13 protein-coding genes and 2 pseudogenes are annotated in these 14,836 nt (G+C 66.9%); 9 read left to right on the top strand and 6 right to left on the bottom strand.

The window, feature by feature from the left end; all coding sequences use genetic code 11:
- Positions 1-270 precede the first annotated feature (270 nt).
- From QRY02_RS32085 to QRY02_RS32050, 9 genes and pseudogenes are all read left to right on the top strand, one after another.
- Positions 271-535: pseudogene (locus QRY02_RS32085) on the top strand (tRNA dihydrouridine synthase DusB); the annotation flags it as partial.
- A 152-nt stretch (positions 536-687) separates the two neighbouring features.
- A complete protein-coding gene (locus QRY02_RS32080; RefSeq protein ID WP_285986553.1) occupies positions 688-3,486 on the top strand; it encodes a phosphorylase family protein in 2,799 nt (932 codons plus the stop codon).
- A 148-nt stretch (positions 3,487-3,634) separates the two neighbouring features.
- Complete coding sequence (locus QRY02_RS32075) at positions 3,635-4,783, top strand: 3-dehydroquinate synthase (protein ID WP_285986552.1); 1,149 nt, start codon at positions 3,635-3,637, stop codon at positions 4,781-4,783.
- On the top strand, positions 4,776-6,431 hold the full coding sequence (locus QRY02_RS32070) for a pyridoxal-dependent decarboxylase (RefSeq protein ID WP_285986551.1): 1,656 nt from the start codon (positions 4,776-4,778) through the stop codon (positions 6,429-6,431). The genes QRY02_RS32075 and QRY02_RS32070 overlap by 8 nt, the downstream gene beginning before the upstream one ends.
- A 14-nt stretch (positions 6,432-6,445) precedes the next feature.
- Positions 6,446-7,360 carry an aminoglycoside phosphotransferase family protein gene (locus QRY02_RS32065; protein ID WP_285986550.1) on the top strand — a complete coding sequence of 305 codons (915 nt, stop codon included), beginning with the start codon at positions 6,446-6,448 and terminating at the stop codon, positions 7,358-7,360.
- A 91-nt stretch (positions 7,361-7,451) separates the two neighbouring features.
- Positions 7,452-8,303: an aldo/keto reductase gene (locus tag QRY02_RS32060; protein ID WP_285986549.1), complete on the top strand. Its 852-nt coding sequence runs from the start codon at positions 7,452-7,454 to the stop codon at positions 8,301-8,303.
- A gap of 205 nt (positions 8,304-8,508) precedes the next feature.
- A pseudogene (locus tag QRY02_RS48985) lies at positions 8,509-8,646 on the top strand (BilD N-terminal domain-containing protein); the annotation flags it as partial.
- Positions 8,647-8,662: 16 nt separating this feature from the next.
- The gene (locus tag QRY02_RS32055; protein ID WP_285986548.1) at positions 8,663-8,824 is read left to right on the top strand and encodes a hypothetical protein; all 162 of its coding nucleotides are present in this window, start codon (positions 8,663-8,665) and stop codon (positions 8,822-8,824) included.
- Between the two features lie 49 nt (positions 8,825-8,873).
- Positions 8,874-9,074 (top strand): hypothetical protein, encoded by a 201-nt coding sequence (locus QRY02_RS32050; protein WP_285986547.1) that lies wholly within the window; start codon positions 8,874-8,876, stop codon positions 9,072-9,074.
- Between the two features lie 58 nt (positions 9,075-9,132).
- Here QRY02_RS32050 and QRY02_RS48980 read toward each other — a convergent pair whose 3' ends face one another.
- The 6 genes from QRY02_RS48980 to QRY02_RS32020 all read right to left on the bottom strand — a co-directional run bounded on the left by QRY02_RS48980 (position 9,133) and on the right by QRY02_RS32020 (position 14,835).
- Positions 9,133-10,896 (bottom strand): hypothetical protein, encoded by a 1,764-nt coding sequence (locus QRY02_RS48980; RefSeq protein WP_502874149.1) that lies wholly within the window; start codon positions 10,894-10,896, stop codon positions 9,133-9,135.
- A 40-nt stretch (positions 10,897-10,936) separates the two neighbouring features.
- Entirely contained in the window at positions 10,937-12,034 is a 1,098-nt protein-coding gene (locus tag QRY02_RS32040) for a 3-oxoacyl-[acyl-carrier-protein] synthase III C-terminal domain-containing protein (RefSeq protein ID WP_285986546.1), read from the bottom strand.
- 2 nt (positions 12,035-12,036) lie between these two features.
- Positions 12,037-12,225 (bottom strand): hypothetical protein, encoded by a 189-nt coding sequence (locus tag QRY02_RS32035; RefSeq protein WP_285986545.1) that lies wholly within the window; start codon positions 12,223-12,225, stop codon positions 12,037-12,039.
- A 109-nt stretch (positions 12,226-12,334) separates the two neighbouring features.
- The gene (locus QRY02_RS32030; protein ID WP_285986544.1) at positions 12,335-12,808 is read right to left on the bottom strand and encodes a cupin domain-containing protein; all 474 of its coding nucleotides are present in this window, start codon (positions 12,806-12,808) and stop codon (positions 12,335-12,337) included.
- Positions 12,809-12,830: 22 nt separating this feature from the next.
- Positions 12,831-13,937 carry a hypothetical protein gene (locus QRY02_RS32025; RefSeq protein ID WP_285986543.1) on the bottom strand — a complete coding sequence of 369 codons (1,107 nt, stop codon included), beginning with the start codon at positions 13,935-13,937 and terminating at the stop codon, positions 12,831-12,833.
- 142 nt (positions 13,938-14,079) lie between these two features.
- Complete coding sequence (locus QRY02_RS32020) at positions 14,080-14,835, bottom strand: hypothetical protein (protein ID WP_285986542.1); 756 nt, start codon at positions 14,833-14,835, stop codon at positions 14,080-14,082.
- Position 14,836: the final 1 nt, after the last annotated feature.

Raw genomic sequence — 14,836 nt, 5'->3', positions numbered from 1 at the left:
ACAGCGGTGGCAAGACGCGAGGCACCTCGAGCGGTCGCCAATACTTCGACATCGTCCCGCGGCCCCGTGCAGGCCCGATCGAGTCCCTGCCCGCTTGCGACGGCGGTAGCACCGTCGCAACTGTCCCCGATGCCACTTTAGTGCCCTTAAACCGCTGGCCAACGACTTCACGCCGTCGTTTCTGGGCGAGACGGCGACCGAGTGTGGCACGCCCGCGCGGTCGGACGGTATGTGGTTGTTCGAGCCAGGTTTCCTTCGGTCCGCCGAGTTGACCTGCGCAAGCGCATGGCCTGGTACTTCATGAACTTCCCCATCGGCTCCGGGGCGCGTCGCGGGTTCGCGATGGTGTCGAGCCTGACCGAGTTGGACGACCTCATCAGCGGCTCGACCACGACCCGCTGTTCCTCGACAATGCTGATGGCCTGCGCGGGCCATCAGGGTTGGTCGGGCAAGACCACGGTGCCGTACGGCTGGCTCGACGACCCCCGCCGACGACAGCGTCCCCGAGACCGCCGACATGCACTTCGGAGGCTGAGTCACCCGAACCGCGATGTTGTGCCTGCGCGTAACAAGCCGGGAAGCCGGTACGATGTGATGACTGCGCCGCTGTTGAAATGATCAACTTCCGGCTGATTTAACATGGATTCTTCGGCGGGCGGGACGACTACGATGCACGAGAATCACCAAATGAAGCCGATAGTTGTTCTTACTGCGCTCAACCTGGAATTTCGGGCCATCCGCGCCCTTCTAGAGACCAGAGAACACCATGTGCATGATTCCGGAACCGTGTTCGAGATCGGTGGCATACCTGGCGTTGATTCGACCGTCGTAGTCGCGGTCGTCGGCGAAGGAAATCTCGACGCCGGAGTGCTCGCCGAACGTGCGATCGCGACATTCTCCCCCTCGGCGGTGCTGTTCGTCGGTATCGCTGGCTCCCTCAAGAGTGACGTCGCCCTGGGTGACGTTGTCGTGGCTACGAAGGTCTACGCGTATCACGGCGGAAAACAGACGGACGAGTTCCTGGCCCGGCCACGCAGCTGGGACGCTCCGCATCAGCTTGAGCAGCTGGCCCGCCACCTCGATATGCTCGGCGAGTGGGCCGATCAGCTACCGGAAGGGCGCGGCACCAACCCACTCGTGCACTTCAAGCCGATCGCCGCAGGTGAAGTCGTACTGGATTCCTTGGAATCGCCGACCGCTCAGTTGCTCCGGCGTCACTACAACGACGCAGCAGCTGTTGAAATGGAAGCGGCAGGCGTCGCCAAGGCCGGACATCTCAATCGCGGCACACCGGTACTCGTCGTACGCGGCATCAGCGATAGAGCCGACGGTGGTAAGGCGAGTTCGGATCAGGGAGGTTGGCAGGAAATCGCCGCCGCCAACGCTGCGGGCTTCGCTGTCGGCTTGATCGAACTGTTGGCCAAACAGGGGCCGCGCCGACTCGACCGTCGCCGGAACGCCCCGGACGACCTCCCGAACGACATCAGTGATTTCACCGGCCGCGAAAGCGAACTGGGGCGGCTGGACGACTTGCTCGAGCCGTGCACCAACTCGGTGGTCATCTCTGCGGTCGACGGCACCGCAGGCGTCGGGAAGACTACTCTGGCGGTGCATTGGGCCCATCGAGTCAAAGCCCGGTTCCCTGACGGCTGTATTCACATCGACCTGCAGGGCTACGCGCCGGTACCCCCGGTGCAGCCGCGCCGTGCCCTCGGGTTCCTCCTGCAGCGGCTGGGAGTACCGGACGCCGAAATCCCGCCGTCGATCGACGGCCGGGTCGCGGCGTACCGCGACGCGCTGGCCGGGCGGCGAGTACTCATCCTGCTCGACAATGCCCACACCGTGAACCAGGTTCGCGCCATGCTCCCGACCGCGACGAGTTGTCTCGCCGTGATCACCAGCCGCAGCAGGTTGAGCGGACTGGCCGTACGCGACGGCGCTCGGATGCTCACTCTGGACGTGCTCGACGGAGCCGATTCGCTGGCTCTCCTGCGGCGCATCGTCGGCGCGACACGACTCGATGCTGAGCCCACGGCGGCGAGTCGTCTGGCGGAACTGTGCGGCTACCTTCCGCTTGCTCTGCGCATCGCCGGTGTCAGGCTCGCCATGCGGCCGTCCTTCAAGCTCAGCGACGCGGTCGCTGAGCTTGCTGAGGAACCCGATCGTCTCGATGCCCTGTCCACGATCGACGACGAACACGCCACGGTCCGAAGCGTGTTCTCATGGTCCTACATGCGGCTCGATCCCGACCAGCAGCGAGCGTTCAGGCTGCTCGGCCTGCACCGCGGACCGTCCTTGAGCGGTCATGCCATCGCGGCGTTGACCGGCTCTGACGTCCAGGGAGCCAATGCCACGGTGCCCTCGCTGGTCGCCCTTCACCTCCTCGAGGAGGACCGGCCTTCTCGCTATCGCATTCACGACCTCCTACGGCTCTATGCGACCGAGTTGTGCAAATCGCTGGAATCGCCGGCAGACAGGCTGGCTGCAGTGGAGCGCATCCTCCACTGGTACGTAGCCACCGCCACCGCTGCGGACGGCCTGTTGGAGGATCGCCGCGAGGACCGTGCCACTCCTCTCCCGCCTCGTGCCGATGTCGTGCCCCAGGAATTCAAGTCGGCGCACGACGCGCTGGAGTGGTTCGACGACGAATACAGCACCATCGTCGACATTGCCCATCAAGCCGCCGAGAACGGCCTACACGACCTGTGCTGGCGGCTCCCGCTCGCGCTGTGGTCCTTCTTCCAGCGGCGCAGCCGGTGGACCGACTGGATCGATCTGCAGAACCTCGGCTTGATCGCCGCCAGAGCAGCTCACAATGAACTCGCGGAGGCATGGATCCTCAGTGGGCTGGGAGACGTGCACGACGACCTCGAACACTACGAGGAGGCGTTGTCCTTCCACCAGCAGGCGTTGGCTCTGCACCGCAAGCTCGGGAACGCCAAAGGCGAAGCCACCGCCCTGAACAATCACGCCGTCAGCCTCGACAACCTGGAACGCTATGACGAGGCGATCGTGGAGTATCGCGCGGTCCTCGCTCTCTTCGAAGCCATGGCGGACCGGGCAGGCACCGGCATGGTACTGAACAACCTCGGCGCGGCGTATTACATGACAGGCAAGCTTAACGAAGCGGCGGACCACTATCTGCGGTCAGTCGAGATCCGCCGTGAAATAGCTGACCGCTACGGCGAGGGTATGACATTGCACAACCTCGGTGAGGTCAGCGCCGAACTTGGCAAGCCGGACGAAGCAATCGCCTGGTTCGAGCAGGCCATCGCCGCACACCGCGCGGTGGGACATCTCCGCGGCGAGGCTCGTGCCCTGCGTTGCCTGGGTTCGGCGGTGCGTGAACGGGACGGCATCGCCGCCGCGCGATCGCACTGGAATGCCGCGTTGACCATTTTCGAGGAAGTAGGCGACCCGGAGGCGGATGAAGTCATCGAGCTGCTGACGGAGGCAAAGGACTCCGGAGGCCCAGTCGGTGAGTGATCCACTCGGCCGATCAGCCGAGTAACGCGTGGACTGGCGACTACGACGTTCGGGTGGCGGTGTCCAGGCTCGGTAACAAGCACCCAGCTGGCACGGACTTGCTTCTTCGACAAGCACAAGGCGTCTGCGTCGGGACGAAGGAGACCGGATGAACCTGTTTCGTGCCGAGTCGCTACTCGGCGACGATCCTGCCCGCTCCGGCGGCCTGCCGTCGTCAGCGGTCGATGCAGACCTCCAGTTCTGCCCTGGTGCTCTCGCCTCACCTCCGGACTGGCTGGACCGCTTCCCGGAGGCGAAGCAGCTGGCTGTGGTGACGAGCAGGGAAGTGGCCGGAAGGTTCGTACCTGCTGCACTCGACGCGCTCAAGAACGCACCTGTTCCCGTGTCTGTTCTGTGGGTTCCCGACGGTGAGAAGGCAAAGACCCTTTCCGTCGCGCGTCGCTGCTACGAGCGATTGCTGTCGATGCGCTTCGCCCGCGGCGATGTGCTCGTGTCACTCGGAGGTGGCTCGGTCAGTGACCTTGCGGCGTTCGTGGCCTCCACCTGGCATCGAGGAACCAACGTCGTACACCTCCCCACAACTCTCCTGGCCCAGGTCGATGCCTGCATCGGTGGCAAGACCGCGATCAACCTGGGAACCGCGCGGAACGTGGTCGGCACGTTCCACGAGCCGGGGCTGGTGGTCATCGACACGCGGGTGCTGGGCACCCTCAGCCGACGAGATTTCGCCTCCGGTATGGCGGAAGTCGTCAAATGCGGGTTCATCGCCGATCCTCGTATCCTGGGCTGGGTTCTCGACCTGACTTCTCGGAACGACGAGTGGTCCGCACCGGAGTTCGAGCAGTGCGTGCGTGCCAGCCTGTCGGTGAAGGCCCGCCTCGTCAGCGGTGACCGCGAAGATCGCGCGCAACGAATGCTGCTCAACTACGGGCACACAGTGGGGCAGGCCATCGAGTCCGCGTCCGGGCTGCGTCTCTACCGGCATGGCGAGGCTGTAGGGCTGGGGATGATCGTCGCAGCCAGGACCGCAGAGCTGCTCGGTCTCGCACGACCCGGATTGACTGAGTCGACGAAGCACCTTCTGGCCGCGCTCGGCCTGCCGCTCCTGGTGCGAGGAGTGAGTTACGCCGATGTGGCTTCCCGGATTGGCCTGGACAAGAAGACGGTCGGCGGCCGACCGGTCTTCGTCGTTGTGACGGAACCCGGTAGCTCGGAGGTGGTGCACATGCCCCACCCGACCGTCTTGCAAGACGCGTTCACCGAACTTCTGCTGCCAGGGGGCGAACACCATGACTGACGGCGCACTCGGACCGCGTACAGCGGAATTCCTCGGTGAAGAGCTGAGGGACAACTTCCTTTCTCCGGTCGAGGACAACTTTTCCTTACTCGCCGAACGAATCGGGGAGCTCGGGAAAGCTCTGGACCTGAAACGCGGACCACGTGCCGCGCAGTACGCAAACAGCGACTTCCGCTATCCCGGCCCTGACGACTGGCCGGCTCTCGGAGAGTGCAGTATGGACAGGACTACTGCTTTCGCTCGAACCCTGGATGGCTTCGAAGGCAGCTTCCGTCCGCACAGTCCTGATTTGCTGTTCAACCTGATGCCCTCGCCGCTGATCGACGCTGTTGCGCTGGCTGCACTCACGATGCAGGTGAACCCGAACGCGATCTGGGACCTCATGAGCGGCAAGTTCGGGCTACTCGAGGAACGGTGCCTCCGGCAACTGGCAGCATTGGTGGGCTGGCAGGGGGACGTTGGGGGAATTTTCACCTCAGGCGGGAAATCCACCCTCCTATACGCCGTGAAACACGGTTTGCGACAGACGCAGGTGGACTCGGCGTCCGCTGGGATATCCGGACATTGCCGCGTACTGGTTTCGCCATACGGGCACTATTCCCTCGAGAGTGTCTGCAACTGGCTAGGGCTTGGTCGGTCGGCGTGCCGCCGAGTGGCGGCAGACGAGCGCGGCGCGCTCGACCCTGAGGCGCTCGAAGCCGAGCTGCGTCAAGCGTTCGACGACGGCGTGATCGTGCCCGCGATCGTCGTGTCCGGTGGGTCGTTGATTGACACTTGCGTCGATGACGTTGCTGAAGTGCGGCGGGTGATCGATCGTGTCGTTCGTGATTTCGCATTGCCGTACGTTCCGCACCTGCACGCCGACACGGTCGTGACGTGGCCTTGGCTGACCGTGCGAGCATCGGATCCGGCCTTGGCCGAGCTGAGTGAGGACGCGCGGCGGCGGGTGCTGGAGCTGTCCGCCGGACTACGTGCGGTCTCGCACGCCGACTCCTTCGGGGTGGATTTCCACAAGACCGGCCTCGCCGCATACACCTCGAGCTGCTACGTGTCCCGCCGCATGAGCTCCCTGCGCCGGTTGGAGTTGGACGACGAAGGCCCAGATCTGCCCCTGCGTCGGCAGGGCGACCGGCCGGTATACCAATGGAGCCTCGACAACTCGAGATCGTGCGCCGGCATCGTGATGGCGGATTTCGTGCTGGGCAGGCTTGGGCGGGCAGGGTTGTCGGAGTACGTGTGCCGGCTGGCTGCGGTTTCGGACCGGTTCCGTACACAGCTGGACGGGCCATATCGGAGCCTCGGGACAGTCGTCAACCGCACTTCGCTCGGGCTCGACATCGTGCTCAGGGTGAACCTCGGCGGCGGCTCGGCGGCCGATGTCGACGAACAAGAGTACGAGAGCTTCCGGGACTGGTTGGCAGCATCCGAATACGCCCGTTCGCGACCGGTCCCCGTCCTGGGCTACGTCCCCCGCTATAAGGGCGGGAAGCCCGCTTTTCTTCTCCTCCCCAGTTCGCTGTACGCCGACGACCAGACGGCCGAGTCGGCACTCAGCGAGATCGCGGAGGCGGTTCGGCGATACCGCGATACTCGCTCGAGCGCCGTGCGACCGGGCGCCCGGCGTACGCACCCTGAGCCACCTCGCTGATGCCGGAGAGCGGAGTGAACTGGCAGCCGGCTGCTGTGCGAGACCACGTGATCCGCTTGTGCAGAGAGCGGGGGCTCGGCGATGGCGGCGAACTCGTGCTGCTGCGCTGGGGCAACAACATCTCCTTCCGCCACGGCAAGGCGGGCATCGTTTTCCGCGTCGCGTCCGATGGGGCTCCTCGCGTACCGTTCGAGCGCGAGACGCGGGTAGCGAGGTTTCTCGCTCTGTCGGGGTTTCCCGCCCCGCGGCTCAGTGCTCTCTGGCCCGATCAGCCGATCTTGGTTGGAGGTGCCCAGATCACCGCGTGGCAATGGGTTCCGGGCCGGGAAGGTGGCTCTAGCGACTACTGCGAGCTGGGCTTCTTGCTGGCACGCCTTCACGCCTTGTCGCCACCTGAGGGTCTGGTCGAGGAGGCTGGGTGCGTAGAGCGGAGCTTCGACCGGCTTGCGGGACTGGCGCGTGAGGCAGAGAAATATCGGTGCAGCGCGGAGTTTGAGTTTCTGAGGGACGCGCTCTTGGAGCAGGTCACCGGGCCATCGTCGCCACTACGGATTACAGCGAGCCGCGGGGTTCTCGTCCACGGCGATGCCCATCCAGGCAACATTGTCGTCACGCCGTCCGGCGGATCCGTTCTGCTGGACTTCGAGTACGCTGGGATCGCCGTCCCTGAGTGGGATCTCAGCGAGCCCTTACTGCATGTGACACGGTTCGGCATGCCCGCTTCATGCTGGACGAAGCTGCGCGCCGCCTATGGGGCCGATCGCATCGACGACGACCTTCTCCTGGCGATGACACGCGTCCGCGAAGTCAAGCTTGCGGCGTGGTCGATGGACCGCGCTCTTCGAACGGGTGACTGCCTTGGAGAAGCGCTGCGTCGGGCCCGGTCCTTGCACGATGCCGATCCGGACGTCCGCTGGTCACCAATCTGATCGAGGGCGGGGCGGCGATACCGGCGGTTCGACGCGGCAGCGTCACCGCAGGCACCGCCGGCACAAGAGGAATCTGACCAAGTGGAGACCCATGCCTGAAATGTCGCGGCCCAGCTTTCCGCGCTTCGTTGACCTGGCCCCGGGCGTGCGAATGCCACGTCTGGGGCTTGGCACGTGGCGGTTGCGAGGGGATCTGCTACGTGGCGTTCTGGACCAGGCGTTCGCCGCGGGCTATCGCTTGGTTGATACAGCGTCCTACTACGACAACGAATCGAGCGTCGGACAGGCGGTAACCCACTGTGGGCTGTCCCGGGAGGCCTTGTTCGTCACCACGAAGATCCGAGGGCGCGATCAAGGCCGGGAAAGCGCCGTAACCGGCTGCGAACTGTCCCTTCGTCGCCTGAATCTCGACTATGTCGATCTGCTGCTGATCCACTGGCCGCAGCCGATGAACGACCAGTATTGTGAGACCTGGGAGGCGCTTATCGAACTTCGCGAGCGCGGTTTGGTACGTGCGATCGGGGTGTCCAATTTCAATCCCACCCACATCGATCGGATCATCTGTGCGACCGGCGTCACGCCGGCGGTGAACCAGATCCAGTGCAATCCCGCGGTGCAGAATCGAACCATGCGGGTATATAATCACTCTTGCCGGATCCACACTCAAGCGTGGGAACCGCTGGGCACAACTGGCAATGTCCTCGTGGAACCGTCCGTGGTGTCGATCGCGGAGCAAGTGGGCCGCACGCCAGCACAGGTGGTGCTTCGATGGCAGCTCCAGCTCGGAAACTCGGCCGTGCCGAAATCAGCAACGCCTCGCCGGCTCCACGAGAACTTCGACGTCTTCGACTGGGAACTACCTGCTGACTTGCATGCCGAGCTGGACAGGCTCGACAACGGCGGATCCGATCGCGCAGACCCGGACGTTCAAATAGTCGATTAGTTATGGAGCGTCAGTTGGCCGTGGCGCGGTAGATCATCCTGGCGGCGGCCGACGTGGTTCACGCGCTCGGAGCTCGGAGCTCGGAGCTCGGAGCTCGGAGCCCGGAGCCCGGAGCCCGGAGGCGGGAGTATGTCTGTGGACTGGTCGCGGTACCAAGCGGAAAATGACTGGACGCTGACCGAGCGCCGCCCACGATGCCGCCCAACTCGTCCTGCGCGCAACCTGGTCCGGCAGGACCGTCACCGTCTCACCCACCGACGACACCGTCCCGAAGACCGACTCCACCTGCCCGTTCGCGGCTGTTACCGCAGGCGCCCTGGGCATCAGCGAAATCTTCGGTGCGATGCGGGCACGCCCAGGTGACGAGGCGTCAGGACCGGCGGCTGATCATGTCCTGGACTTTGGCCGAGGTCCCTGTGGGAGCAGGAAGGCGTGGTGCGGACTACTCGCACCGCGACCGTGACGCGGTCGTGGAGATGTTGCGCGGCATCGCCGATGCCATCGAGCCCGGCAACCTGTGACACCTGCCGCCTTCCATCGGAGCCACATACATCCAGATAGGACCGCCCGATGCCCGATGCCCGATGCCCGATGCCCGATGCCCGATGCCCGATGCCCGAGCGCGCCGCGCAGATCGTCCGGAGTCTCCTGGACAGCAACGTCCAGAAGGCAGGCCGTGAGGAGGACAAGATCCTCGCTCGGGTGTCCGAGATGGACCGGGCCGCCGTCGCACTGGCCCGAACGATCGTCGATCCGGATGGGGTCGACTAGGTCTGAGTAAGTCGCATCGGGCCAGTTGACGAATTAACACTTCTGGCGGATGCTGAAGTTAATGGTGTCGATGTGGGCGGTCACCTTGGATCGTCGGCGCCAGCCTCCCCTTGCCACGTAGCACCGGAGGTCTGTGATGTCCGACTCCACCGTGAGTACGCCGCGTTTCCTGACGGTCGGTCAGACGGCAAAGTTGCTTGGCGTTTCCGCGATGACCATCTATCGCGCCGTGGATGACGGTGCCTTTCCGGCGATTCGAACGAGAGGGCGTATCGCGATCCCCGCGAAGGCCATCGACGCGATGGAGGAAGTCGCCGTCTCGGAAATGCGGGTGGTCGACTCCAACGAGTTCACGCTGCCTATGAGTAACGGGGTCGATGCTGGCGGCAGGTGAAGGCTCTTCGATGGGGTGCCGAAAGCCGATTTCGGCGACTGTGGCCCTCAGGCTGTGGTTGAGCGCGAATTGGCGCCTATCGCGCTGATGCTGCGATCGCAGCCTGAGGGGGTCCGCTTGGCCGCGGGTGGGGGTGTACAGAGTGGGGGAAGTTAATTCCGTGTTGTGCTTGGTCGTTGCGTTATCGGTTACGATGAATGCGTCGCAGTCTGCTTCTCCTCCGGTGTAGTGGTGCACGAGTTGAAGGATGCCCAGTTTGAGTGCGGCATCCCGTGCACGGCGGATGGTCTTGGGGTCGAGACCTGCACACTCGGCCCAGTGGCGTACCGAGATGGAGCCGCCGGTGGCGAGGGCGGCGTGCGCGAATGCGTCAAGGGCGGCGCGCAGGCTGCTGACCCGTACGCCGGCGATCGTGCCGTTACGTGCCGCCGTGCTGGCTCCGCGCGCCAACCGCCCGTCCACGGCCGCCTGAAGCTCGGCACGGACGTGTCGTAGCTGACGGGGTGACGGTTCGTTCTGGTGGCCGCCGGCTTGAGGCGGTCCCAGGCGTCGTCGTCGCGGCCTACTTTCTGCCGCCTCGCGAAGCGCAGGTAACCAGCGGTTACGGCGCCAGTCGTCTCTCCCGACGTGGGCGGCCTGCGTCCGGGACGCTCGGCGGAAGAGGTCCCACGCCTGCTGCTCAGTGAGGCCGCTTTCGGCGGCGGCGATCGTGGTGGCGGGTGCCCAGAACCAGCGTCGCCAAGCTAGCTGCCCGATCTCGCGGGCCTTGGTGCCGGCGAGGTTGGCGAATGCCCAGGCGTGCGCTGTGGCGTGGCCGGCGCGGGCGAGCGCGAGGGCGTGGCCATACTCGCGTTCGGACCTGCTGACGTTCGAGGCACCGCGGCGGCGCGCCGGTCGTATAACCCGCGGGGACCTGGACGTGACGAGCTCCGGCACGTCGCTCGTCGTCAACGTGCGGCTCAGTATCGGGCTGGGCAGCTCGTGTCGATGCGGTGAGGAGGTGAGCCGGAGGGTTGAGCGGACGGTGGCGGAGACGTTTTGCCGGGTCGCGATCGTGCGGACGATGCACTGTAGTTCGTCGCGCAGGCACGGCGGCGTTTTGATGACGAGGTGGGTGTGACCCGGGCGGCCGGATGCGCGCCGGAGCCAAGGCAAGCCGTAGCGATCGGCCCAAAGAAGGAGCTGTTCGGCGACGACCTCGCCTGCGTCGGCGCCGACGCCGGTGTCTTCGGGGTCGATGTCGATGGCAAGAAGGGGCTGGCGGAGCGTGCCGACGATGGCTCGGGCCGCGGCGTCGGTGTTGAGGATGGTGGCGGCGTCGTCGAGGTGTTGGGTGATCGTGTGCGCGTGGTTGTCGGCGTCGATGACGATGAACGGCGCGACGAAGATTGCCTGGTCGAGGCGCGACGGCAGGTAGTTGCCTGGCATGGGAGTCCTCGGGAGCTCGGCGTGACGGGCCAGGCGCTGGTCAACGCTTCGCGTCGGCCGGCGCGCGCCAAGGCCAACGCAAGGGCGGGGCGAGGACACCTAGGCTCGGCGGCACCGCGTCGATGCGAAGGATCGCTGCGGTCCAGGTCATGCCAATACCGATGCCGAGCAACGCGACGTGCTCTCCGGGGACCACCGCACCGCGCGTGATCAGGTGTGCGAGGCCGACGATCTGGTCGTTGGGGCCGATGTGGCCCCATTGGTCGCCGGCGTGGCAGAGGGTGCGGTCGTCGGTGATGCCGAGCGGTTGGAGGCAGTGGGTGTTGAGCAGGTGTCGTCCGTAGTGCGGCAGGAGCACCCAGCGCAGCTGGTCGAGGTCGAGTTCGGCGTCGTTGAGCGCTTCGTCGATGACGGCGCGGATGCCGTCGTGGTTGCGGCGGGTGACCGAGGCGGCGCCGACGAGGTCGGTGTATTGGCGTTTGCGTTCGCGGATGCGCTCGATACCGGGTTCGGTGGTGCCGGCGGGTGCGAAGCGGTGGTTGCCGCGGTGGAGTTGTTCGAGGGTGGGGTCGGTGTAGGAGCTGGTGGCGAGGATGCGGGCGAGGCCGGGCCGGCGGCCGAGGATGAGAGCGGAGCCGCCGTCGCCGTAGGCGATGCCGTGGTCGGCGGTGAGGTGGTCGAAGGCGGGTGGGCCGAAGGTTTCGCCGCCGGTGAGCAGGACGGTGTCGAGGTCGGGGCTGCCGGCGAGGACGCGGGCGGAGATGTCGATGCCGCCGACGAGGCTGTTGCTCATGGCATTGAGCTCGCTGGCGATCCCGCGGCCGGCGGGCAGGCCGAGGCGGGAGCGGACGTAGGCGGCGCGGGACCAGAAGTCGATGCCGCGGCTGCCGCGCCAGATCGCGGCGTGGAAGTGCAGGTCGGGCACCGGGAGTGGACCGGTGGTGGTCATGGCCATGCTGGCGAGGGCGTTGCGTCCGGCGCGGACGGCCAGATCCATGCCGGTGCTGTCGCGCGCGATCGACACGGCGCGCTGGCTGGTGGCGCCGCACAAGGTTCGGGCTGACTCGAGATCGCCGACGGCGACGATCTCGCCGAGTGCGGCGCCGATGCCGCGCAGGTGGAGGTTCTTCCAGCGCATCGTCAGCACCGCCCAACGTGGCTCGGGCGTGCGGGGATGTCGGCGACGATGGCCTCGACCGAGTTGTAGTAGACCCACAGCTGACGGGTCGTGATGCCGGCGCAGGCGGCGATTTCGTCGAGCGTGAGCGGCCCGCCGGGCGCCGGGTGGTCGAGTAGGTCGCGGGCGGTGTCGGTGATCCAGGTTTGCATGATGTCTTCCTGATCGAGCCGGTTGGTGTGGCACGCCAGGTGACGGGGAGGCGCCGAACAGGCATGGTCGGCGGGTGGCGTGGTGCTGAACGAAAGGTGCGAGAGGAATTCAGGTTCGGCGGGCGCGGCCGCTGCGCCGGGTCAGCAGCGCCTTGTGGTGGGCGTGGCGCAGGTCGGGGATCTGGTCGCGGACAGCGTGGTCGAGTTCGGGCATGCGGTGGACGTCGGTGTCGAAGCCGGGGTCGGTGCGGAAGACCTGGGCGAGGACGGAGGCGTTGTTGCTGAGGTTTACCACCGCGTACGGCAGGGTCGCGGGGATGTAGATCATGTCTCCTGCCTGCGGGTGGAATGCCTGCATGGCGTTGCCGGAGAGGACGGCGACGTGGCCGCTGATGATCGCGATCGCGGTTTCGGTGGTGTCGTGCCGTTGCGGGGCGAGGGTGGTGGCGCCGGGCAGGTGCATCCGGCCGCCCGACAGCGCGCGGGTGGGCACGATCCCGGCGCGCAGGATCGGAGTCAGCGTCTCGCCTTCGTCCGCCAGCTGGCCGGCCGCGGACGGTATCGGCGTGGTCGTGAAGTCCATCTCGGCAGTCCTCTCCGTGGGTTCAGCGGGCCGGAGTGTCGGTGGTGTGGTGCGCGAGTTCGCACGCAAGGGCAGCGTTGGCGACCGCGGCGGGAACGGTCCGGCGGCCGTGGCCGCATGCTGCGGCGACCGCGAGCACGGGCCGGTCCAGTTCGGTCTCGACCAGCGCGAGCGCGGCGCGGGATTCTGTGGGGTGGGTTTCGTCGACGAGGCCGGCGATGACGTCGATGTCGCGGCGCAGGTGCCGCAGCGCCCGGTAGAACCGCGGGCCCGTCGGCGGTGCATCGGTGCCGGTGCACATCGGGATGTGCGCGGCCGGCATCGGGATCCTCAGCCGGTGCAGCTGCTTGTGCAGCGCGTTGAGGAACTGCACGGCAGGCACGAGGTCCGTCAGCGCGAACAGCGGCTGGTGGCCGAGGTCGCCGTGGCACAGGTGGATCCGCCACGTCGCCTCGCGCGGACCGTCGGCGAAGACCCGGGCGACCTGCTTGGCCAGCGCCCGCACCGCCGCCGGCCAGAGCGGCCGCGGGGTGCGGTCCAGCGTCGCGAGCACGGCGGGGGTTTCGAGCTGGAAGACGACCTGGTTGCCGTGCAGGCGGTGGATCGTGTGGACGTCATCGAGCACGGCCTGGCGGAACACCGGCAGGTGTGTGACCGCGGCGCCAGGGCTGCCGAAGGTGAACAGCGACAAGTCGTACGGGTTCGGAACCGACACCTGGTGAGGTGGGAAGTCGCGGTCGTCGTGCAGCTGCTCGCGGGCGGCCATGACCGCGTCGGTGTGCGCCGCGCGGCCGAGGGACAGATCCTCGGATTCCAGCCAGTGGCCGTGCTTGAGGCGGTAGGTCGGCATGTCGTCGTAGTCGGCGGAGTGGCCCGTGCGGACGGGTTCGAGGGCGTCGACGGTGGCGAGGCCGTCGAGCCAGTCGATGATCCACCGGGGATCCGGGTCGCACGGCAGCCCGGTCAACGCGGTGTCAGGGGTGTGGTCGAGGAACCACTGCATCATCTGGCGGTGGTCGCCGGTCAGGGCGGCGGGCAGCGAGCCGACGAAGTGCACAGCTCGGACGTCCTCGGATGACGCGGCGTCGAGCTGGTCGTTGCTGGGGTGGCTGAAAACGAGCGTTGACATGGGAATCTCCCCTGGTGAGCGAGTCGGATCGGTTGAGTTGTGCGGGCGTGGGGAGGCCGCCCGGCGGGGACGTGGGAACGGGAGGGGTGCGCGGGCCCGCGATGGAGGGTGAGGGGCGCGGGCCCGCGCGGCCTCGTGGCCGTCAGCCGGTGACGGCGACGTGGCCGGGCTTGGGCTGCGGCTTGGGGGCGGTCCGGTCACCCGGGTTGTCACCCTGCTGGTGCCGCTGGCCCGGCACACCCGGCCGAGAGGTCCCGGGGGCGCCGGGCTTGTGCGTCGGTGCGGGGTGGGTGCCGGTGGGCGGGGTGCCCGTCGTCGGCGGCGGGGTGCCGACGCCGCAGCTGACCGTCGCCACCGTCACCGTGATCGCCGTCGCTGCGGTCGGCTTGCTCGACGTCGGCGCGCCGGACTCGCTCGTGCGGGCGGGGGCGGTGCTGGTGGTCACTGTGATGACGCCGGCGGTGCCGTGGCCGCCGGGTGAGACCTTGAGGTTGCCGCTGCCGCCCGTGGGGGCGCTGGTGGTGACGGCGCCGTTGCGGCAGGTCGCGGTAAACGGCCCGACAGTGGTCCCGCCGACCCGCACCGACGCGACGCGGGCTTCGGCGAATCCGGCGCCGGCCTGCAGGCTGATGCCGCTGGCCACTACGGCACCGCTGGGACTGGACACCGAGCCGCCGGCGGAGGTGATTGCTCCGCTGCTGGACACGCTCGGCCGTGCGGGTTTGAGGGTTTCACCGCCGGAGACAGAGATCCCGGTCGCCGTCGATGTCGCCGCGGCGGCCGAGAGGGCGGGCGGTGCGGCCGTCGCTGGGGTGCAGCTGGAGGCGAGGGTGGTGAGGGTGCCGATGAGAAGCGCGCCGGCTCCGGCAGCCGCGAGGGCGCTACGGGTGGTGTTCATA

The sequence above is a fragment of the Amycolatopsis sp. DG1A-15b genome (genome assembly GCF_030285645.1).
Lineage (GTDB): Bacteria > Actinomycetota > Actinomycetes > Mycobacteriales > Pseudonocardiaceae > Amycolatopsis.
This window is presented reverse-complemented; position numbering and strand designations above follow the sequence as displayed.

Excerpts from the sequence above, each read along its gene's own strand:
- QRY02_RS32080 (WP_285986553.1), top strand. The coding sequence starts at position 688 with ATGAAGCCGATAGTTGTTCTTACTGCGCTCAACCTGGAATTTCGGGCC.
- QRY02_RS32075 (WP_285986552.1), top strand. The coding sequence starts at position 3,635 with ATGAACCTGTTTCGTGCCGAGTCGCTACTCGGCGACGATCCTGCCCGC.
- QRY02_RS32070 (WP_285986551.1), top strand. The coding sequence starts at position 4,776 with ATGACTGACGGCGCACTCGGACCGCGTACAGCGGAATTCCTCGGTGAA.
- QRY02_RS32060 (WP_285986549.1), top strand. The coding sequence starts at position 7,452 with ATGCCTGAAATGTCGCGGCCCAGCTTTCCGCGCTTCGTTGACCTGGCC.
- QRY02_RS32050 (WP_285986547.1), top strand. The coding sequence starts at position 8,874 with ATGCCCGATGCCCGATGCCCGATGCCCGATGCCCGATGCCCGATGCCC.
- QRY02_RS48980 (WP_502874149.1), bottom strand. The coding sequence starts at position 10,896 with ATGCCAGGCAACTACCTGCCGTCGCGCCTCGACCAGGCAATCTTCGTC.
- QRY02_RS32040 (WP_285986546.1), bottom strand. The coding sequence starts at position 12,034 with ATGCGCTGGAAGAACCTCCACCTGCGCGGCATCGGCGCCGCACTCGGC.
- QRY02_RS32035 (WP_285986545.1), bottom strand. The coding sequence starts at position 12,225 with ATGCAAACCTGGATCACCGACACCGCCCGCGACCTACTCGACCACCCG.
- QRY02_RS32030 (WP_285986544.1), bottom strand. The coding sequence starts at position 12,808 with ATGGACTTCACGACCACGCCGATACCGTCCGCGGCCGGCCAGCTGGCG.
- QRY02_RS32025 (WP_285986543.1), bottom strand. The coding sequence starts at position 13,937 with ATGTCAACGCTCGTTTTCAGCCACCCCAGCAACGACCAGCTCGACGCC.
- QRY02_RS32020 (WP_285986542.1), bottom strand. The coding sequence starts at position 14,835 with ATGAACACCACCCGTAGCGCCCTCGCGGCTGCCGGAGCCGGCGCGCTT.